14 protein-coding genes and 1 pseudogene are annotated in these 20,286 nt (G+C 69.6%); all 15 read right to left on the bottom strand.

Annotated elements, in window-relative coordinates; translation table 11 throughout:
• A pseudogene (locus AC067Z_RS31940) lies at positions 1 to 736 on the bottom strand (DNA primase); the annotation flags it as partial.
• Complete coding sequence (locus AC067Z_RS31935; protein ID WP_478793139.1) at positions 733 to 1,806, bottom strand: bifunctional DNA primase/polymerase; 1,074 nt, start codon at positions 1,804 to 1,806, stop codon at positions 733 to 735. The pseudogene AC067Z_RS31940 and the gene AC067Z_RS31935, both read right to left, overlap by 4 nt.
• A gap of 1,108 nt (positions 1,807 to 2,914) precedes the next feature.
• Positions 2,915 to 3,856, bottom strand: coding sequence for a replication-relaxation family protein (locus AC067Z_RS31930; RefSeq protein WP_478793138.1), 942 nt, complete (start codon positions 3,854 to 3,856; stop codon positions 2,915 to 2,917).
• Between the two features lie 13 nt (positions 3,857 to 3,869).
• Positions 3,870 to 6,038, bottom strand: coding sequence for a type IV secretory system conjugative DNA transfer family protein (locus tag AC067Z_RS31925; RefSeq protein WP_478793137.1), 2,169 nt, complete (start codon positions 6,036 to 6,038; stop codon positions 3,870 to 3,872).
• Positions 6,035 to 6,502 (bottom strand): hypothetical protein, encoded by a 468-nt coding sequence (locus AC067Z_RS31920; protein ID WP_478793136.1) that lies wholly within the window; start codon positions 6,500 to 6,502, stop codon positions 6,035 to 6,037. The genes AC067Z_RS31925 and AC067Z_RS31920 overlap by 4 nt, the downstream gene beginning before the upstream one ends.
• 337 nt (positions 6,503 to 6,839) lie before the next feature.
• Entirely contained in the window at positions 6,840 to 8,495 is a 1,656-nt protein-coding gene (locus tag AC067Z_RS31915; protein WP_478793135.1) for a UvrD-helicase domain-containing protein, read from the bottom strand.
• Positions 8,492 to 10,378, bottom strand: a complete 1,887-nt coding sequence (locus AC067Z_RS31910) for a hypothetical protein (RefSeq protein WP_478793134.1) — start codon at positions 10,376 to 10,378, stop codon at positions 8,492 to 8,494. The genes AC067Z_RS31915 and AC067Z_RS31910 overlap by 4 nt, the downstream gene beginning before the upstream one ends.
• A gap of 414 nt (positions 10,379 to 10,792) precedes the next feature.
• Entirely contained in the window at positions 10,793 to 11,938 is a 1,146-nt protein-coding gene (locus AC067Z_RS31905; RefSeq protein ID WP_478793133.1) for a C40 family peptidase, read from the bottom strand.
• The gene (locus AC067Z_RS31900; protein WP_478793132.1) at positions 11,935 to 14,280 is read right to left on the bottom strand and encodes a hypothetical protein; all 2,346 of its coding nucleotides are present in this window, start codon (positions 14,278 to 14,280) and stop codon (positions 11,935 to 11,937) included. The genes AC067Z_RS31905 and AC067Z_RS31900 overlap by 4 nt, the downstream gene beginning before the upstream one ends.
• Positions 14,277 to 16,820 carry an ATP-binding protein gene (locus AC067Z_RS31895; RefSeq protein ID WP_478793131.1) on the bottom strand — a complete coding sequence of 848 codons (2,544 nt, stop codon included), beginning with the start codon at positions 16,818 to 16,820 and terminating at the stop codon, positions 14,277 to 14,279. The genes AC067Z_RS31900 and AC067Z_RS31895 overlap by 4 nt, the downstream gene beginning before the upstream one ends.
• 1 nt (position 16,821) lies before the next feature.
• Entirely contained in the window at positions 16,822 to 17,418 is a 597-nt protein-coding gene (locus AC067Z_RS31890; protein WP_478793130.1) for a hypothetical protein, read from the bottom strand.
• Positions 17,415 to 17,705, bottom strand: a complete 291-nt coding sequence (locus AC067Z_RS31885) for a hypothetical protein (protein ID WP_467233172.1) — start codon at positions 17,703 to 17,705, stop codon at positions 17,415 to 17,417. The genes AC067Z_RS31890 and AC067Z_RS31885 overlap by 4 nt, the downstream gene beginning before the upstream one ends.
• 15 nt (positions 17,706 to 17,720) lie before the next feature.
• Entirely contained in the window at positions 17,721 to 18,854 is a 1,134-nt protein-coding gene (locus tag AC067Z_RS31880) for a conjugal transfer protein (RefSeq protein WP_478793129.1), read from the bottom strand.
• A complete protein-coding gene (locus tag AC067Z_RS31875; RefSeq protein ID WP_478793128.1) occupies positions 18,851 to 19,117 on the bottom strand; it encodes a hypothetical protein in 267 nt (88 codons plus the stop codon). Before AC067Z_RS31875 ends, AC067Z_RS31880 begins: the two co-directional genes overlap by 4 nt.
• A 53-nt stretch (positions 19,118 to 19,170) precedes the next feature.
• Positions 19,171 to 20,082: a hypothetical protein gene (locus tag AC067Z_RS31870; protein ID WP_478793127.1), complete on the bottom strand. Its 912-nt coding sequence runs from the start codon at positions 20,080 to 20,082 to the stop codon at positions 19,171 to 19,173.
• Positions 20,083 to 20,286: the final 204 nt, after the last annotated feature.

Below are 20,286 nucleotides of genomic sequence, written 5' to 3'. Positions count from 1 at the left end.
TGCCGTTGGCGCCCTTGCCCCACAGGAAGGGCAGCACCTGCGCGCCGACGTCCCCGGTGATGGAGTAGCCCAGTAGCAGGTGCAGGAAGTCGATCATTTCCTGGCCTTTGGCGTCGTCGCCGAAGGTGTCGTCCAGGAAGGCGTGCCAGCGCGGGGTGGGCATGGCTTGGGGGGCCACGTTGGTGGCGCGGGAGTGGAGGTCGCGTAGCGGATCGGGCTTGCGTAGACGGCCGTTGCGCAGGTCGATCACGCCAGCGGGGGTGCACAGGGCGTAGGCGTCGCCGTCGAGGACGTCTGGGTCGAGGCTGAGCGCGGGTGCGGCCTTGGCCTGATGGAGCAGGGCTTTCATGCCGCTGGTGGACATGGTGCGGCGGCGGTGCTGGGCGATCTCCCTGTCGCTGAAGATGCCGCGGGGGTCGGTGGCCGCCATCTGTTCGGCCATGTCGCCGGCGGCCCACAGGGCGGCCTTCTCGCCGCCCACTCGCTTCCAGCGGAACTGGTCCCAGCAGTACCAGCCGAGGCCCTCCACGTGGCGGAACTGGTCGCTGTAGAGCTGGGCGAACAGTTTGGCGTTTCCCCGGTCGGTGAGCATGGGCGGCAGCAGAGCGGGGCTGTCGGCCGCGGCGGGGGGCTGGACTTGCTGAGGAGGGACCCAGGCAGGGGCGGCAGCCTCGATGTCGAGCATCTGCTGAGCGGCGGCGGCGGCGTCGAAGCGGCTGCTCTCGGCGCTACTCATGCGAGTCCTTTGGGGTGGAACGGGCGGCTGGCGCCTGCGGAAAGGGCTGCGTCGATGATCGTTTCGCTGCGGCGGGTCTGGTGGGGACGAGCATAGTGAGCGGCTTCTGCCAGCTCTTGGCGGGCTTCGGTCTGGTTGAGGTGACCTGCTCCGACAAGTCCGCCTGCTGTGTAGGCGGCTCGGTTGAGCTTTTCGGTGAAACTGGTTCCTTCTGCTTGAGCGGCGCATTCACGAACGGTCTCGATGAGTGGCTGGAGGAGTGTCTGAGCCGCGCCGGATCGGGGGCGGGGGCTGCTGTGCGGGCGCGGGCCGGGGACGGGCCGCGGTTGTATGACGTGTCCGGTGCGCGTCAGTTCGGCTGCCAGCCAGGCGGGGAGGGGTGCGGCTTCGCGTACGGATCCGAGGGGGGTGTAGACGCCGGCGGAGGTACGGGTGGCGGGGGCGACGATGTATCCGCCGTGCGCCCGTACGTCGACCTGCCAGGCCAGGGCCGTCTTGGGGCTGGAGCCGGTGGACGAGCGGTAACGGACGTGGGGGTCAGGGTTCAGGTACCAGATGTGCAGCCCGCCTGAGGGGGTGCGTACGCGCAGAGTTGTGTCGTCCTCGGCCGGGTTCCTCTCCTGCCGGTAGGCCGCGAGGAGAGCCAGAGTGTCGAAGCCTGACGCAAGTCCGTCGAGGTTCACCGCGTTCGGGATGGGGATGCCTGGCAGGAGGCGGTCGCGGGTTGGCACTTGGGTGGCATGGGCGTCAACGTCCAGGACGACCAGATGCGCCGGACCGCAGGACACGCCAACGCCTGCGCGGGGCTCCCTGGTCCACCAAGAGTCGATCAGGACGAGGTCGGTGGTCGCACTGTGGAATCCGTGGCACCACAGGCCCTGAGCGTGGCAGGGGCACTGCGAGGGATCGTGTGAGCGGGTGCGGCACAGTTCGCAGTTGGCGGCCGGGGTCTTGCGCCCAGGGGCAAGGGGATGGACGGGCCACTGACGGTCTGCGAGCCACCGTGCGACGTCCACGGGTCGCGGCGGCTGCGCGACTCCGGGAGAAGCCGTGCCGGCATGGCGCTGCACTGTCGTCGCGTCCGTTCCTCGTGTGTCTGGCCAGGGGTTGGGTCCTTCGACTCAGTCCCCGGCATTTTGCCTGGTCAGGGGGCTGTTGAGACGGACTGAGGGACTGAAGGGACTGACTTTCCCTTATAAGGGGCAGAGCCTAGCGCAGACGTCCCTTGCTTCGTGGGAGGCATGAGCACTTATTGAAAAATCAGTCCCTTCGGTCCCTGAGTCCCTCGCGAGGGGGCGAGGGGGCCGAGAAACCGGAAAGGACTCCAGTAAGGGGGCTCTTCGGTCCCCTTTCAGTCCCTCATCCGTTTGTGCAGGTCAGAGGCTTGCACGTCTCAGAGGAGGGACTGAAGGGACCCAACTTCCTAGTTATGAGCGCACCAGAGGTATGTGCAGGTATGCCTTGTGTACGCGGGCATACACACGCGCGCACGCTGCTGGAAACAGGCACCTTCGGTCCCTTCGGTCCCTTCGGTCCCTCGTCCGGCGCTCTGATCTGCGTTTTTTGTCGAGGGACTGAAGCAAGGAGGGACCGTTTTCCAGGGCAGGTGGTGTAAGTCCCCTCATACGTCGCCAGCCAACAGGTGGCGGCGTATGGCCTGATGCGGGCCCATCACTTGAGGTCGCCGACCGGTAGAGGAAGTTTCGACGTGCGGGGCCGGGTGCCGGCGAGTCGGCATCTTCGGTTCGTTGGCGGCGCCGTGGGGGCCAGTGAGTCGTCTGCCCGAGGCAGTAGGGGGCCGCAGGATCGCTGTTGCCCGGAGCTCGAGATTTAGTACGAGAGCACGTCCGGCGCGGGCCGGGTCACTGTGTGTCGCGTTTGGAGGAGGAGGTCCTCTATCGTGCCGCGGCCCTCTGTCTGGTTCTGCCAGCCTTCCAGGATGTGGTGAATGACCGAGCGCGCGATGAGCTGGTACTCGGCCGGGCACCGCTCGTCCTGTGAGAGGGCGCCGAGTGGCCGCGTGTGGCAGTACAGCGCCATGAGTTCTCCGATCAGCGGTGAAAAGGGTGCGGTGAGCGCGTCGAGTCCGTCGCAGGTTCGTGACCGTGGGACCGGGGGCGTGGCCGGTGCTGCCGTGGTGCGCCTGAAGCGACCGAGGAACATGACTGACTTCCTTTCTCAAGCTGCGAGGCTGACGGGACTCAGCCATGCGTCGGTAGGGACGTCTGGCCCGAGGACTGGGGTGAAGATGGGCTCGAATGGGCCGTGGTCCTGGAGCTGCCCGAGCGCGGCGACTCCGGCGCGCAGTCCGGTGTTGGTGAGCGTGGGGTCGCTGGCGGCGAGGCTGCGCAGGTCTGCGACACGACGGGCCAGGCGGGAATCGGAGGCGCCGGTGAGGACCATAAGCAGGCGGGGGAAGGCTGGATAGCGGTAGCGCCAGGCTGGGGTGGTCGTGGAACGGCGCCCTGCTCTGGCCCCGCGGCCGGGCTGCTGCGGGGTGTACGCGTGGTAGACGGCGTAGGAGTGGAGCTTCTGCGCGAGGCGCGCGATGGTCATCTGGGTGCGGTCGACCTCGATGAAGAAGGTGAGCAGGGTGCGTTGCCTGGCCTTGGTGTCGGTGTGGACGTAGTTGAGCACGGCGTCGGGTACGAGGCTGAGGTCCTCGCCTGGGCGGGTGTCGTCGCGGTAGTAGTGCGCGGTTTCGGGTGACCAGTCGAGCGGGGCGCACTCGTGGCCGAGGCGCCGGGCCCATTCAACGAACGCTAGGCCCGTGTCGACGGTGGCGAGGGTGTGTTCCTGCAGTGGGCCGAGGGCGGCTTCGGGGCTCATTCGGTACGGGCGCTGTGGGAGCAGGCCGACCGATTCGACGGCGCCCGCGCCCTTCTCTGTCAGCCACCACAGCAGTTCGGTCTGGCCGGACAGGCGCCGGCCGACGGTCTCGGCGAGGCCGGCTTCCCGCAGGGTGTGGAGCTGTCGGCGCAGGTATTCGGTGCGGGTGTGGTGCGGGGTGATGAGCTGGTGCAGCTGGCGGGTGGAGACCAGGCGGTGCTGGTAGAGGACTTGGGCGGCTTGCTGGGCGATCTGGCCCAGGCCAGTGGGGCCGGTGTGCGGGTACGGCATCGCATGCTCCCTTTCAGTCGATGAGGGTGGTGGGGTCGTCGGCGGTGCCCGGTCTGCGGCCGGTGTGGTGGGCGAGCACGACGGCGTCCAGGTCCTCGAGGGCGGCGAGGATTTCCCCGACGGGCCGGCGCCGGAGGTTGGTGTCGATGGCCTTGTCCAGGTCAGGCACGCCGGCAGGGTTGTCGTAGTGGGCGAACAGCTCCTCGACCGGCAACCCGCGAACGCGGAAGGGCTTGGTCGGGGTGCCGTTGAGGTTGATCGACATGACGTAGTGGTATTTCGGGAGCTCGGTGATGATTTCCGGCGTAATGTGTCTGTTCCAGCGGCGGGCGACGAAGGCGGCCTCGTCGAAGTCGGCGGCACACGTCGACAGCAGGGACTGGTTCTGCAGCAGGGACTGGCGGGTGATGGCCGACAGGCGCAGTGCCATCTGTGTCATGCCGATGAACCGCACCTCGTACTTGCGCAGCTGCTCGGCGATGGCGGCGAGGAAGCCCTTCGACGAGGAGTCCAGGGCGGTGAGCTCATCTCCCCAGGCCCAGAACGTCTTGCGCTCCTCGCGCGGGGTGTCCTGGCGGGACAGGCCCGCGCGGTGCAGGTCGTGGATGAGCAGGCAGGAGACGAGAGCGTCGCTCTCGCTGCCGGAGGGGCAGACGAACACGACGCGGCTGGTGTCCATCGCGGTGCGGACGTCGTACGCGGAGCGCGGGCTGCCCAAGAAGGCCTGCAGCGCCGGGGAGGTGTCGAGCCGGTCGATGGCGTAGGTGACGGTCGGCACGGCGTCCTTGGCGAGTTTCGGGAACGTCTTCTCCCAGTAGTCGCGCACCCGCTGCGGCAGCTTCGGGAGCAGTTGCTCGCGCCAGTCCTCATCCGTCAGCCAGCTCCGCAGCTGGAACAGGGTGCATTGGGTGTCCGGTTCGCCGGCCTGGACGGCCTGGTGGTTGAGCAGGGCCAGGGCCTGGGCGCCGCGGGCCAGGATGGTTCGGGCGCGCGGGGCGTTGTCGCCCCAGTCCTGGGCTGCGGCGATGCCTTCGGTGACCGAGCGGACAACGTCCTTCACGGCGCTGAGGGTGCGGCCTTCCATGGACAGCGGATTCCAGGACGCCACCAGGTGGTCCGGCTCGGCGTGGGCGAGGTTGATCTCCCAGACGCGTGAGGCGATGTGGGGGTGGGCCAGATACGGCTTCGCCCGCACCCATCCCTCGCCGTGCGGGTCGAGGAACCAGGTGCCGTATCCGGAGTGGGCCATGGCGATGCACTGCACCAGCGCGGCCTCGGTCTTGCCGTGGCCGGACTTGCCCAGCTGGAGACCGAAGAGCAGGTCTTTTACGCGGGCGGCGCCGATCCGCTCGCGGCCGTCGGAGTAGATGACGGCGCCGAGCGGCACCAGGTCCGGCTGGCCGGTGTAGACGGGCAGGTCCGACGGGGCGGGCGGGACCAGGCCGCCGGAGCGCACGACGCTGGAGGCGCGGCATTTCACGGTCGGCGGCTTGAGGAAGCCGGCGAGCTCCGGGACGGTCAGCCACTGGCGTTTGCGGGGGGCGAACTCGCCGGTGGCGAAGCGCCGGTCGAAGTGGGAGATCCGCCAGCGGGTGCGCGGTCGGCGGGGCTTGAGGTAGTTCTCGCCGGAGGTGGCGGCGAACGCGGCGAGCAGCTGGTTCATGCGGGCCAGTGCCGCCTGCGGGTGTCCAGCCTCGGTGCGCAGCAGCAGCTGGACAGCGAACACGGCGCCGGCCGCCGGGTCGAACTTGCCGACTCCGTCGCGCAGGTCGGTCATGCGGGGCAGCCGCTCGCCACGACCGCCGCCGGACGTCTTGCCGCCGGACCAGGCGGCGGTGACCGAGCCCCACACCCCTCCCCCGCCGCGGCCACCGGACAGGCGCTCGCCGTATGCGGAGGGACCGCGGCGTTTGGACTGGGCGAGCAGCCGGCGGCGGCGGCGGGAGAGATGCCGTTCTCGAACGGGGACCAGGTCCAGGACGACATCGGCGCGCTCGCCGGCCTCGGTGCGTACCGAAGCCATAGCGGCGGCCAGTTGCTGGAGCGGATCGGGGTTGAGGCCGAGGGATGCCAGCGGCTTCTGGTCGCCCATGGCCACAGTGAGCTCGGCGCGCTGCACGTAGCGGCGGGCGGGCGGCCGCGGGGCGGCAGGGGGCTTGGCGAAGTCGGCGGTGGCGGTCACTTCGCTCCCTCGCGCGGTGCGGGGAAGCGGACCGGCTGGATGTCCTTCTGCGCGCGGTGGGCACGGACTTCGACCTCGGCGAAGCCAGGCATGGACAGGACGGCGGCCGCGGTGGCGGGGCCCTCGAGGAAGCAGCGCATCTTGCCGTCTTCGGCGCTGTAGCGCAGCCGGGCGGCCGAGCCGCGAGCCGGGACGCCTTGAGTGGAATGGTGGACGCGCCCCAGCTGGCGTGCCCAGCGGCCCACTTCACCCTCGCTCGGGTCGAAGGTGGACGTGGGCACGACTTCCACGGTGACCCTGTGGGCGAGGGCGGCCCGTACGAGGCGAGCACGCCTGATGGCCCACCAGAGCCACGCTGCCAGGGCGGCTGGGGAAGCGGCCGCCAGGTACGGGGCTGCGGTACTGGCCCAGGTGCCGGCGTCGGCGAGGATTTCGGCGGCTGCCGACAGGTCGGCGATGTTCATGCCGGCAGCCGGTCGGTCATCCAGAGCGCTGGGATGTCCTGCACGGTGGCCTCCTGATCGGTGCGGGTTGAACTCCCTTCACCTGGACCAAGTCAGGCCGCACGGCCGATTCAGACACCGACCGTGAGACTTTGTCATGCCTTTGCATTCGGTCGGGGTGCTGCGGCGGGCTGCTGTCCCTCGCCATTCTGAGTCATTTGACAGCGAATCCAGCCGCATTGGGATACCTGCCAGCGAACCTAGTCGTGCCTTCCTGCTTCGGCCCGCAGCCGGACGGGACCCGTGCCCGGTGGGCCCACTGTGCTCCAGCCGCTGAGGAATCGCCGGCGGGCTGGGCCTACCGCACTGCCGTGACGAGAGGTTCCCAAAGGCCGTGCACCAGGTTGGGAACGACGAGGTACGCGTTCCTCCTGGCGCGGGTCATCACGACGTACAACAGCTTGGAGCCGGTCGGGTACGGCTCCCCCTCCTGACCGTGGAACTCGTCGCTCCCGAGCAGCAGGATCGTGGTGTCGGCTTCGCGGCCCTTGGTCTGGTGAAGGTTCATGACCTGGATTGGTGCTCGCCGGACTGCCCCTGCCCCGACCAGGGCTTCGTCGCGTGCTCGGCGCAGTTCCTGCTCGACCGCGGCAGTGTCGCAGCCCTCACCGAAGTGACGAAGCGCGATGCGCGTCTGACGGGCCGCCTGAATCCAGGTCTCCTGGCCGCGGGAAGCACCGACCATGTTGTAGGCGTTCGTGACCACCTCGGCGAGCGTCGTAACGCCCGGCTGACCACCTTCGCCGACAGAGGCTCGTAGATCCCGCGCCAGTCGCTTCAGCGCGTTGTGGAGGGGCGGGTTGGTCGTCGGGTTGAGCATCTGCTCGGCGAGCGGCACCACCCTTCTCCCCTTCCGCTCCGTGGCCTGGACGTAGACGGCCAGCGCGCGGAGAACCCCAGAGTCAGCGACGCTCGCTGCGTACTTCACCAGGGCGAGCTGTGCGGCGAGGGCTTCAGCGTATGCCTCGGTGAGACCGACCTGCTCGTGTACGAGGCCGTCGGCCATGAGTGCGTCGGACAGGCTGGAGGTCGCCAGGTTGGTGTGGGTGAAGATGCTGACGGTGTGGCCGTCCTTGCGAGCGCGACGCGCGAGGTCGATGACCTCGGCGTGTCCGTGGCCGTCGGTGTAGTCGGTGACCGAGATGCGACCCGCGGCGGCGGCCGTGCGGATGGCGGGGTGGGTGAAGTCGCGTCGCAGGGCGGCTTCGGCGGCGGCCGGCAGGGTTCCGCTTGGGTCGCGGTAGCTGAGCGGCGGCAAAGGGATCTTGTCGGCGCCAGGCAGCTGCATCGCCGTGGCGATCCGGGCGTCGGCGTCGATGTGCTTGAAGCCCGCGTAGATGCACTGGTTGGCGTCGCCCAGCAGGATACGGCGCGCGGCCGATGCGATCTGCTGGAAAAACTGCCATTCCTGGTCGTCGGTGTCCTGGAACTCGTCACAGATCACCAGGCCGTACCGGCCGCTGTAGTGGTCGCGAACCTTCTCCAGGCCGAGCAACTCCAACGCTGCCGGGACCAATTGGTCGTAGGTGAGGCCGTGCTGTGCCCCGCCGAAAAGGCGCTGCGCTTCGCTGAGCACGGTCAGGGGCTGGGGGTAACCGTGATGCGGTCCGAAGCTGTTGATGATGCGCCACGCAAAGCCGTGGAAGGTGGCGACTTCCAGGCGGGGCGCCAGCGGTCCGATCACGTCGGACGAGCGGTCGATGATCTGCGCCACTGCGGTGCGGGAGAAGGTGAGGAAGAGGACGTGTTCAGGGGCGGGCAGCTTCGTCCTGCGTCCCGACAGATGTGCCGCCCGGCGTTGGAGTGCCAAGCGTTCGTCGGCGTCTTTGAGGTGGCGGCGCGCTGCTGCCACGGCGGTGGTGGTCTTGCCCGTGCCAGCACCCCCGAGCACCACGAGCACCGGCGCGGTGCTTTGGATGATGTCTAGCTGTTCGCCCTTTGCCTCGTAACTCACGCTGCGCCCTCGCCAGGGCGGCCGACATCCTCAAGGTCGATCAGCGTGGGACCGGTGTAACTGGAGCTGGCGGCCGTGGCGATGGCGTCCAGAATGGCCACCAGGAGAGGCGGGTGTACGAAGGGCTGCTCTTCTTCCGGCTCCTCCCCATTGTGCTCTTCCGCGTCCGCAGGTTCCGGCTGCAGCTCTCGGTAGAGGGTGTCGAGGAAGGGCTCGTGCAGGCCCTTGCTGTGGAGCACCAGGCAGAGCTTCTTGACGGTCTGCTCGGTGGCTTCGGCTGACAGGGGGTCTGTCTGCCCGAACGCGGTAAGGACCGAGCTAGCGGCCTCGAGATGTGCCAACGAGACGCCGGCGGTGATCGCGCGTTCGATCGCGGTCTTCTCCGGGAGCCTGATGACGACGTCGCACGCCTTCGCGACCCTTTCGAGCTGCGCAACTGACTGCTGCGACGGCTTGTCGCCATCGACAACGCCAACAACGCGGAAGCCTAGTTGCTTGGCGAGGTTGGCGATTTGAGGGACCTGGTCGATGCCACCGTCGTTGCCAGTCCCGGCGGCGACGAGACGGACTCCGTAGGCGGACAGAGGCAACCTGCTCGAAGAGGACCGACGGTTGGCCATTCCGAGGACCGCGACATCGTGTGGGCCCTCGGTGACCGCGACGACTGGCGCTGTGAGCGCGGGAAGCAGTTGAGTGTGGAGCTGTCGGTGGGCGACAAGCTGCTTGCGGTCACTGGCTTGGGGAAGCTGGTGGTGCGCCCGGTGGCCGCCGTGGCGGACGAGGCGGACCACCTCGCCGGGTTCGAATGCTCGCGCAACTTCGGGCCGGCGGGTCGACAGCCAGGTTTGTCCGGATCGGTTGCGGATCAGTGAGGCCAGATGCTCGGCGGTGGCGGCGTCGAGCTGGTCTCCGAAGTCGTCGGCGAGCACGACCGCGCCAGGGACGTCGGCGAGGAGCATGGCTTCCGCCGTGGAGAGGACGGCGGTCACAGTACTGCCGTGGTTTGCCAGGGCCAGCGGTCCGGCGGAATCCAGCCGCAGCGCGGCCCGCAGAGTGCGCAAGAGCGCAGTGACAGAGCCGTCCTCGGCGAGGAACCCGATGTCTTCGGCGGTGATCGGGCTGTCCCCGAGCCGTTTGCCGGTGCCGCCGACAGCCAGCACAGCGTCCACGGCCTCGGTGATGGCCGGATCCGCGGACAGATCGGCCACCGCTTGGCCGACCGCGTCGCGCAAGATCTCGAACGTGGCGACGGCCGCCTTGGGGTCGCGTTCCTCGACGTACCGGCGCAGGTTTCCGCCCGCTCGAAGCTGCAGGGGAACTTGCGCATTCAGAGTAATGACGGGAAGCGCCCGGCGTACAGGAGCCGGCACCCGCGCATACTGCCCGGTCTCCGGGTTACTGCGCGCCGGGTAGTAGACCACGGTCTCCAGCGTCTCGGTCTCACGGTCGTAGCTGAGCCGATACGTAAGGCGAACGCACTGGGGAGCGGAAGAGTCCGCCTCATCGCTCTCGGAGGCGGACCCAGAATGGTCGAGCGGCTGGAGATAGCCGTCGGCCAACTGCTCGACCTCCGGGTCGAGGTCAGCAAGGGTGACCTCCACCTCGGCAGCGGACGCCCGGATCGACGCCGCTGACTCAGGAAGTGCCCCCTCCGGGCCGGTATCGGAATCGACACTCTGGCTCTCCTCCTCCCCTTCCGGCGCACTCTGGTGGAGGTCGGACAGGGACGGGGGATGCGCAACCCCTGGGTCGAGCACGCGAGCCAGCGCCTCGATGACATCGGTGCGGCCGGCACGCGGAACGCCGGCCACGACCGCGTGATCGCGCGGGCGCAGGTCGAGGGATTTCCAGCCCCGGAAGTCAGATATCAGCAGTCGGGTCACTCGCACTACGACATCATCGTGGACAACGCCATGGGACGCGGGGGTATTTGCTCAGGCAGACGCCGTTCCCTGTCCGACCTCGATCGGGCTCGGTTCGTTGGCAAGCGACTGGGTTCGCTGTCAAGGGACAGCTGCCTGTCCGTGCTCGGCGCCCAACAGGCGCCATGAGGGGAGGAGTTTGCAGACCCCTCCCCGCGCCCGGGAGTCACCTGAGTTGCATGCACACGCGGGGCTTGAGGCGGGACTTCGCGACCCAGCTTCATGCCGGATTTGGACTTACGCTCAGGGTCGCAACAACCAGGGCATATATGATCAGTTCTTGCATAACCTGTTCAACCCGCCTGTACCCGGCGGCCGTTTCGGTCGGCGCTGTCCGATCACCACCCGCATGTGCGACCGCGGCGCGGTGTGCGGTCAGCTGACGATCCGGCGGGCCACCAGCAGCTTGCCGTGGCCCGCGAGCTTGGCCACCTCCACGACCCGCCCCGGCCGTGGTGCATGCACGACCAGGCCGTCCCCGATGAACATGGACACGTGCTCGGGCCGGGACGCGCTGCCCTCGGTGAAGACCAGGTCACCCGGCTGAAGAGCGCCCGATGGTACAGCCCGCCCGTCGTTGATCTGTTTGTACGTGGTGCGTGAGATCTCGATGCCGGCGATGCCGTAAGCGCGTTGCATCAGGGAGGAACAGTCGCACCGGTCGCGGGGGTTGGTGCCGTGGGCGTTGGTGCAGGTGCCGCCCCACTGGTACGGGGTGCCGAGCTGACCGAGTGCCCAACGGATGGCGTTGCGGACCTGAAGAGGGGCGTTGACGGGAACCTGGTAGCCCTCGGGCAGCTTGCCTGCGGGGATTTCGCCGTAGTCGGTGGTGGTCTGCGGGACGCAGCCAGCGCCGAAGCCTCCGGCGAACGCGGGCGGGCCGGCGGGTGCGGTTTCTGCGCCGAGCGTTGGAGCGATGCCCTGCTGCAGGACGGTGGCTAGCGGTTCATGCTTGGCATACGCGTCGGGGAATCCGGACTTCTGTACCTTCTGGGCGGCGACGGTGAGCGGCATGCTCTCCCAGTCCTTCAGGGACTTCAGTGCCTTGTAGAACTTCGTCGAGGCGTACACCGGGTCCAGAACCTGCTCGCGGGTGCCCCAGCCCTGTGAAGGCCGCTGCTGAAACAGGCCGAGGCTGTCGCGGTCGCCGTAGTCCAGATTGCGTAGCCCTGACTCCTGCAGTGCCGTGGCAAGCGCGATGACTTGGCCGCGTGCCGGGATCCTCATCTGCACGCCCGTTGCCACGATGGCTTTCGCGTGGGGGATCTGTTCCTTGGGGGAGGGCAGGCCGGAGACCTTGACATCTCCCCTGCTGCCGGCGAGTACCGCTTTCACCTGCTGGGCGACCTGGGCGGTGTCGGCGTCCATGCCTGCGTCCCCGGTGGTGCACTGGGTCTGTGCGGCCGCGGCTTCACTCTGCCCGATGCCCGTGACGTGCGCGGCGATCGCGCCCAGAAGGACGATCGCCAGCACCACCAGGCTGGCGCCGCCGGCCAGCCACTTCTTGCCCTTCTTCGTCATGCTGAGCCCTGCGGAGCGTCCGGGTCCTCGGGACCGGCGAGATAGGGGTCGACGTCGTACGGACCGTTCGTGTCCGTACGGGGAGGCGTTGCCGCCTGCTGGGTACGGCGCGAGACGGCTCGGTGTGCCTGTACATGCAGTCGGGGACGGTTCGGCCGGCTGGCAGCGGGAGCGCTGCCGGTCGTGCCCGAGCCGGTCGCCCGTGGAGCGGTGGGAGCGGTCCGCGGGCGAGGAGTCCGGCCCGCCGGGACGGGCCGGGTGTGCGAGGGGGCCGGCCGGGGCGACGGGCTGGCTTGGGGCAGCCGAGCAGCCTGGGGGGCGTTCGGCTGGGGCCCTTGCGGGGCCTGCGGGGGTCGGGAGGCTCCTCCGGGGCTGCCCGACCGATTCCCGGGCTGTGTGCCAGGAAGGGACGTGGGGCGCCCGGCTGGACGGGCGCGATGGGGGTGGCCGCGGCGGCCGGCGGTCTGCATGCGGGACATCAGGGCGGTGGCGCCCACGGTCTGCGGCATGGCGTAGGCCGCGGCGGTAAGGACGTTGCCGTGTGCGAGGGAGACGCCGACCACGGCGGTACGCACGGCGCCGCGGGCGACCTTGCGACCGATGTGGCGGTTCTTGGGCACGGTTGATGTCGCTGGCGCCGTGAAGATGGAGCCGTGTGTGCCGCCGACGCGGGTACCGGACATCTTGGCCCGGAAGTTGGATGCGACCTGCTTGGAGCGGGCTGCGAGCTGCTTACGCTTTTTGATGGCGCCGATGCACACGATGTCCACGACGAGGAATCGCAGTGTCAGTTCGCGCCCCTCCCATGTCTCATGGATCGGGTCGAGGCTGGGATCGAGCTCGGGGTTGAGGACGGCCTGGACGATGACGATGAGCACGGCGAGTGCGAGGACGGATACGAGCATCTGACCCAGTGAGCGCAGGACGGATGCGGCCCAGTTCCAGAGGAAGGCGCGGCCGGCGCCAGGGATGGTGCCCGCGATCAGGGCGGGCTCTCCCCGGATGGCATCCCAGGCGATGCGGCACTGGGCGATGAGGAAGCTGCCGGCCAGCGCAGAGATGAGGATGGTGACGATGATGGCGGCGATGAGGAGAAATACGGCGCCGCCCACCTTGTCCCAGGACGCCTTCTTGGCGGCGTCAACGTCGCCCGGTACGCATTTCTCCTCGAAGCGGTCCATCGGCGGGTCGCCGAAGTGGTCGACGCCCCAGCGGGTGGAGGCGTCGACGCCGGCGTTGATGACGTCGGAGGCGCCGGGCAGGCCGACCCAGCTGCTCGGGCTGAGGTAGTCGGCGTATTCGCTGTACTTCTTGATCTTTTTGGACTGTGAGTTGACGGCTCGGTCGAACGCGAGCTGCTCGAGCCGGGTATCGGCGTACTCGGTGGCGCATTTGTCGTCGAAGACGCGCCCGTACTGCAGGAGCATGGCCGGTTTGACGATGAAGGCGTCGGTGAGTGCGTCGGTCAGCGGCCGCGACAGTGTGGTTCCGGTAGCCGGGGTGGTCACCCCATCGTTCTTCTCGGGGGTGCGCGGGCTGGCGTCGAGGATGACGTCGGCGACTTCCAGAGCCAGGTTGCGGGTGACGGCGATGGCTCCGGTCTCATCCCCCAGCAGTGTCTGCGGCGGCGAGGCGAGCAGGGTGGCCGTCAGCCCGGCCAGGAGGAGCGACAGGGCGGCGTCGCCCCAGCCACGGGCCTTGTCGCCGAAGAAGATGCGTGCGACGCAGACCAGGGCGCACACCGACAGGAACAGCGCCGGGAGCCCCATCTCCAGAATCACGCGCGTGTGCAGGGAGTTGGCGACGGAGAGCACCGGGGCGAGCAGGAGCTTGGCCAGGCCGAAGGACAGGGCCCAGGCAATGAGCCAGCAGCAGAACGCGATCGCCCATTTGGTGAACATGAAGCAGAGCTCGGCGAGCACGTTCTGGATGCCGAGGTCCCAGTCGAGCAGGTCGCCGGTGTCCGACTTGACGGTGTAGACGCTGATCGGCAGCCCGTTCTTGTCGGTCACGTTGAACACGCCGAGGACGCCGCCCTCGTCGGGCAGTAGCTTGCGCAGCCGCTCCTTCTCCCCTTCGAGCATCGCCGCCTGGGCGGACTTACTCAGCCGCTCGCCCTGCTCCTTGAGGAACTGCTCGATCTCCTCCATCTCCTCCGGCGTGGGCGTGCGCTGCCCCGGGGCGGCGGGCGTACTCGGGGTGGGGGTGGGCTCGGCGTGCGCGGGCAGGGCGGTGAGCAGGGTGAGGGTGGTGGCGGCGACAGCTGCGAAGAGCAGCGCAAGGCGCAGCCGTGCGGAGCCCAGCGCGCGCAGTCGCATGCGCCAGTTGAGGATCGTGGTCATGCTGCGGCCCGGTAGTCGCTGGGGGTGGTGTGGATGACGCGCTTGACGGCCTCGTCTTCGGGGATGAGGACCTTCATCAGGCCGATGCGGCCGGCCAGGTCGCGGTAGAGGCATTCGCCGGCGCGGGCGAGTTTTTCTTCGTCGGGCAGGTCGAGGGGTGACAGGCCGGCGGTGACCAGGTCGAGCAGTTCGGCGTCGGTGGCGTCGACGCCGAGGAACTCGAGCCCGCGGGAGGCCAGCGCGCGGGTGGTCTGACGGAACAGGAGCCGGTGCGGGATCAGGCCGCGGATGATGGCGCCCTTCTCGCTGTCGGCCGGGCCGATGTCGTCCGGGTCGTGGCTGCCGACGTAGGCGGCTGCGTTGTGCTTGCGGCCATCCCGCATGAGTTCCAGGAGCAGCTCCAGGCCCTCGTCGCTGGAGGTGAGCCACCAGCATTCGTCGAAGACGGCGACGCCGAACTCGTTCTTGTGGCGCATGACGGTCTCGCGCGCCACGGCGGCGATGAGGTACATGAGTGAGCGGCCCAGGACCTTCTCGAACTCCAGGCGTTCGATGCGGTGGTCGGAGGCGAGCTCGCTCTTCTTCGGCAAGGCGAGGGAGTTAACGAGGAAGACGACGGAGTCGGCGCGGGCGGTGTCGACGACCGGCAGGGTGTCGTCGAAGACGACCGCGGCGAGGTCCTTGCGGGCGACGGCCTTGAGCTTCCGGCCGAGGTTGCGGGCCGGCACGTCGTGCTCGCCGCGGCGGGTGAGTTCGTCCATCAACGCTGCCATGGACGGCTCGGGCCGCTCCAGGACGGCCTGGACGGCCTCGGACAGGGCGACTCCTTCCAGGTCCATCGGCTTCACGCCGAGCAGCAAGGTCAGGAACGATTCGCAGAAGCGGGCCGCGACCTTGGGGCTGTCCTTGACGTACAGGCGCAAGGGATCGAGGGAGACTTCGGCGCTCTGGTCGATGCGGAGGACCTGGGTGGTGCCGGGGCAAGCCTTGGCGAAGCGGGCCCATTCCTCTTCCTTGGTGCGGTCGACGATGACGGCACGGCCGCGCGATCCGGGCTTGCCGGGCTGGTGGCCGCGGGCCAGGACGTTGTAGACCGCCGACTTCATCCCGACGGATTTGCCGGCGCCGAGCTCGCCGATGAACGCCATTGATGCGGACGCGTTCTCGCGGGGTCCGCGGGCCGGGTCGATCATGACGGGGCGGGCGCCGCCGGAGGCGAGCTGCAGGCCGAACAGGCCGCCGCGCTCGTCCCCGAGCTGGGAGCCGCACCAGGGCATGGCCATCGCGAAGTCGCGGGCGAGCAGGTACTGGGCGTACCCGGTCATCACCCGGGGGGTGCGGCAGCCGGGCAGCATGGCGTGCCAGAGGTTGGCCTGCTCCCCCACCGGCCGGCTGAAGGTGTAGTCGGTGGCGCCGAAGTCGGACGCGAGGGCGGCAGCGCGGTCCTGGGCGTCGTCCGCGGTGGCGCCCCACACGGCGAGGGTGACCATGGCGCGGATCTCGACCTCGCGGGCGGAGGCGGTGAGCCGGTCGCGGTACTCGTCGTTGTCAGCCTCGTTCTTCGCCAGCGCGGCAGGCGGGCCGGCCGGGTCGCCCTGGTACTCCGCCGCCTGCGCCTTCAAGTGCCGGGCCCGCTTACGGGTCTTGGCCTCGGCCTTGGAGCCGGGGGTGACGACCAGGCGGGCCGTCCAGTCGACCGGATAGGCCAGATCGTCCAGCTGCTGCAGGTAGGCCGCCCCGGGCAGCGCGAAGGCCTCCGGCATCTCGGACAGCGCGAGCATGGCCTGGTAGGAGTCGCCCCACTCGGAGGAGACCTGCAGGAAGCGGCGCTCGAACGGATTGCCGGGCACGGTCTTGCGGTCGGTGAAGTCAGCGCCGCCCTCGGCGAGCAGGACCTCCCCGAGCGCAGCGACGGTGCGGCCGCGGCCGCGCACGCCCGGCTCGGTGCCGTCGGGCAGGAACGGCTCCGCCAGCCCGCGGCGGGCGCTGTGTCCGTAGATCCACAGAATCTCTGCCTCGGTCGCCGGGCGCATGGAGACTCCCGTGGGCCACTGGGCGTGCATCCGCGTGGCCTGCTCGGTGCGCCGCTCGATCTCCCCTCCGGTGATGGGCGCGGGCATCAGCCCGAGCTGCAGGGCCACTTCGGCCTTGGCCGCAGAGAAGGCGGACAGGGCGGCGTCCTTGCGGGAGGTCGGCGGCAGCGGGATCGCGAGCCAGTCGGTGCGGCCGGTGAGCTCCATGGTCTCGAGCTGGTCCAGGACCGCGTGGCCGAGCCGCTCGTAGCGCGGCGACTTCTTCAGGTCGACGTCGGCGACCATGGCGCGGACCACGGCGATCGGGTCGACCTGCGGGCACAGCGACATCAGCATCGGTTCGCCGGTGAGGCTCTTGAACAGCGACTCGAGTGCCTTCAGCCGGCGCTTCTTTGCGGTGGTCGGCGCGTGGGAGTAGTTGGCGGCGGCCACGCGCCAGATCGCCCAGGTGGTGCCGTGGGTGGTGAAGACGAGGTTGCCCTCGATGTGCCGGATCGGCAGGCGCATCTCAATCCTCCTTGGTTGCGGATGCGGTGCGGCGGGCCAGCAGGGCCTGCACGCCGGACGCCACGGGGGCGTTGGCAGCGGCACCGGTGGCGGGCGCGACCGCGGCGGGTCCGGTGGCGGCGGTTGTCGGCCGCGCCACGGGGGCGGCAGGGGTCGGGCGTTCACCGGAGGGGGCGAGAGTGATGCGGGCGTCACGGCGGGTGGGGCTGGTGTGCCGGTAGGGCCGGCCGTGCAGCCGTCCCCACTTGGGGCCGGTCAGCATCGTCATGACGCTGACCAGAGCGGCGGCGGGGTTGCGGCCGTCGATGTGCAGGTGCCGCAGCGCGAAAGCGGCCGCGAACGGCAGGCCGAGCAGCAACACTGCGTCCATGAACCCGTGTCCGCCCCAGACGGCGCGGGTGAGGATCAGCACCACGAAGGTCGTCACGATCGCCGCGAGTTGGGTGAGCGTGTACGGGCCTCCCGGCAGCCGGATCCCGCGGCCGCCGTTGACGTCCCGGATGACACCGTGGACCAGCGGGGCGCGGCGGGCCTTGGTGTAGCAGCGTCCGATCAGCTCGCCGTCGGCCTCGGCGGCGTCGACCAGGTGGGTGGTCACTGGTCACCCGGCCCAGTGAGCGTGCCGCCTCCGCCGTCGTACTGGGTGATGTCCTCGGTGGTCTTGTCCTTGAGGGTGTCCATGTTCGCGGAGCCGCCCCAGACGATCGCCGCGAAGATGACGGCCATGATCGTCGGGCCGGGGGCCTTCGTCTTGAAGCCGACGATCACAACGAACGCGCCGCACAGCACGGGGATGGCGACGTTGAAGATCAGGTCCTTGATGTCGTTACCGAGGCCGGTACCGGTCTGGATCCAGCCGGCGGCAAGGATGACGGTGTCGTTCACGGGGGCTTCTCCTTCTCAGGGCGTGGTCGTGGCAGGGGAACTGGGAGTGGGGGCCGCGCTGGGCGCAACCGGGGGTGTGGTGGACGTCGCGGGCGGGGTGGCAGGCGTGGGGGCGCCGTCGAGGCTGGCGATCTCCCAGCGGCCGGCCCGGGCCTTGAGGGTCAGCGCGTAGGTGAGCGGGGCGCGGACCTCGTCGTGACCGGTGGCGCGCAGCGCGACCATCAGCCGCAGCTGGGTGCCGTCGCCGGGCACGTTCGTCACAGGCTCGGTGCCCTTCTCGCCCTCGATGGCGAGGCTGTCGACGGCGATGCCGGTGTAGGGCGCGGGGGCGATGGCGGTGAGCTTCGTGCCGGGGGCGAGGTAGCGGTCGAGCTCCCCGGCGCCGGTGAGGTAGGCGGTCAGGAACTCGGTGACCGCCTGCGTGCGCGGGTCGGCGGGCAGGGCCGGCCGCATAGGCCCGTAGACGAGTGCCGGGGCCTCGATCCGCTCCGGGGCGGCGACTTCGGCCGGCATCGCGAGGGCGGTGTAGCCGATCGCGCCGCCAGATGTGGGGGCGGTGGCGACGGGCACCTGGAAGTACCTGACTGCCTGGGCGGCCGCGGTCTTGGCGTCGTCCTTGTCGTCAGGCCGGTCACCGTCCTTCGGCTCGGCCGGGGGCGTCGTGTCGGTGATCCGGGCGGCCACCGTGACGGACCAGACGCCGCGGTCGGTCTGCCGCAGCCGTACGACGGTGAGCTGCTCGCCGCGGCGGCGGTCTGAATCTCCCTCCAGCCGCAGGCTCGTGGCCTTCGGGTAGTACGCGGTGAGCTTGTCCTGGTCGTCCTCCCCCGCGGAGATGAAGGCGGCGACGAAGAGTTGGGCGAATCCGGCCGCGCCCTGGGCGCCGGTGGCAGCCACAGCGGTGGGTGCCGGCTTCTTCTGCGACGGCCCGGCCCCGGCCGGTGCCGACAGGTACGCAAACGCGCCGAGCAGCGGGCCGAGAACGAGCAGGCCCCAGGCCGTCCAGCGGATGGCGGCGACCGTGTTCGCCTGGGCGCCGGTCGACCAGCCGCCCACATCCTGCGGTCCCTCGTCGATGTCCCAGTGCTCCGGTTCGGTGTCGGATGCGACTGCTTCCTTGGCCGGGCGCCGGTTCCATGCGGACTTCATGCCGAGCCTCCAACGGGCAGAAGGGTGTGACCGGCCAGCTCGGCGATCCGCCGGTGCAGCTCGGTCTCCGGGCGCTGCCGCAGCACTTCCAGGGAGGCGAGGACGTCGTCGGCGTCGTCGGCGAGGAAGGCGCGCAGCCGGTCGTGGGTGTGGGTGTCGAAGGGGTGCGAGACCAGCGCGGCGCCGAGTTGGATGAGCAGGCGCTGGGCGCGGGTGACGCGCTCTTCGTCTGCGTCCAGGGGTGCCTTGTCGGTCTGGGGCATGCGGTTCTCCTGTCGCGGGAGCGGGCGGACGGTGGCCGGTGGAGAAGTCGGGTTCATGCCGCAGGCCTCAGTTGGAGGGAGGCGGTGAGGCGGGCCACGGCGCGGGAGCGGCGGCGCTGCCACGCGCCTGCCGTCGTGCCAGCACGTGCGGCGGCGACGGAGTCGGTGACCGGGTCGGCGCTGTAGTGCCAGGCGACGGCGCGGCCGTCGGTCGGCGCGAGGGTGCCGGTCTCCATCGCATCCAGGACCAGCTCGAGCAGCTCCAGACGGGCACGGCTGGCCTCCCCTTCGCTGACGACCCCGGCGGGCTGAAGGCCGGCGGCGGCCGCGGCCGCACGGATGGCCCGGGCTTCGGCCGTCTCGGCCGGTCCGGGTCTGCTGTCGGCCAGGTCCTCGGCGACGGCCAGGTCCTCACCGTGCTCTTCGCGGTCGGCGGCGAGCTCGCGACAGACGTGACGCAGCGTGTCCAAAGCGAGGTTCGCGGCAGGCCGACCGGGCCGGGTGTGGATGCGTCCGGAGCGGGCGACTTCGTAGAGGGCGGCCACCGTCATGGAGGCGATGTCGTCAAAGGAGCGGCCTCCGAAGGGGCGGACCTGGCCGCGGGTCATACGGACGGCGGCCGGGATCATCGCCTGCACGACGATGCGCGCGGCGAGGGTGGCCGATCGGTCACGGCCGGCCGCACGGCGCAGCAGAGCGCGCAGGACGGCATCGGTCAGCGCGTCGGTCATGGCGCCGTCGCGCGGGCGGAGTGCGGCGAGCAGCTGGGCGGGACCGAGGCTGCGCACCCAGGCATCGGTCACGGCATCAGTCACGGCCGCGACGTCGTCGGCCAGCTGATCGGTCACCAGCCAATCGGTCACCGCGGCCTGGACGGCGGTGTCGGCGCACAGTGCTGTCCACTCCGCGTCCAGGCGGTCAAAGATCCCGCCGGCGGTGCGGGCGGGGTGCAGTACGTCGAGCACGGCACGTCTCCTTTCGGATCTCGTGCCGTGAACTCTCCTCAGAGCGGCTTGCCCGAAGGCTTGCCCAACTCCCTAGGCGAGCAGGTGGGAGGCTTGCCCATTCGCTGGGCAAGCCTCTTGGGGCCGATTGGGCAAGCCTGTCGGGGGGTTGGGCAAGCCTGCGTGACCGGTCGATGCAACCCTGGGCAAGCCTGCACCCCGGCG

It is taken from the genome of Streptomyces sp. NPDC043812, from assembly GCF_056436245.1.
This window is presented reverse-complemented; position numbering and strand designations above follow the sequence as displayed.

What these genes read in the sequence shown, in the direction of transcription:
- AC067Z_RS31930 (WP_478793138.1), bottom strand. Translation starts at nt 3,856, where the DNA reads ATGCCGTACCCGCACACCGGCCCCACTGGCCTGGGCCAGATCGCCCAG.
- AC067Z_RS31920 (WP_478793136.1), bottom strand. Translation starts at nt 6,502, where the DNA reads ATGAACATCGCCGACCTGTCGGCAGCCGCCGAAATCCTCGCCGACGCC.
- AC067Z_RS31905 (WP_478793133.1), bottom strand. Translation starts at nt 11,938, where the DNA reads ATGACGAAGAAGGGCAAGAAGTGGCTGGCCGGCGGCGCCAGCCTGGTG.
- AC067Z_RS31900 (WP_478793132.1), bottom strand. Translation starts at nt 14,280, where the DNA reads ATGACCACGATCCTCAACTGGCGCATGCGACTGCGCGCGCTGGGCTCC.
- AC067Z_RS31895 (WP_478793131.1), bottom strand. Translation starts at nt 16,820, where the DNA reads ATGCGCCTGCCGATCCGGCACATCGAGGGCAACCTCGTCTTCACCACC.
- AC067Z_RS31880 (WP_478793129.1), bottom strand. Translation starts at nt 18,854, where the DNA reads ATGAAGTCCGCATGGAACCGGCGCCCGGCCAAGGAAGCAGTCGCATCC.
- AC067Z_RS31875 (WP_478793128.1), bottom strand. Translation starts at nt 19,117, where the DNA reads ATGCCCCAGACCGACAAGGCACCCCTGGACGCAGACGAAGAGCGCGTC.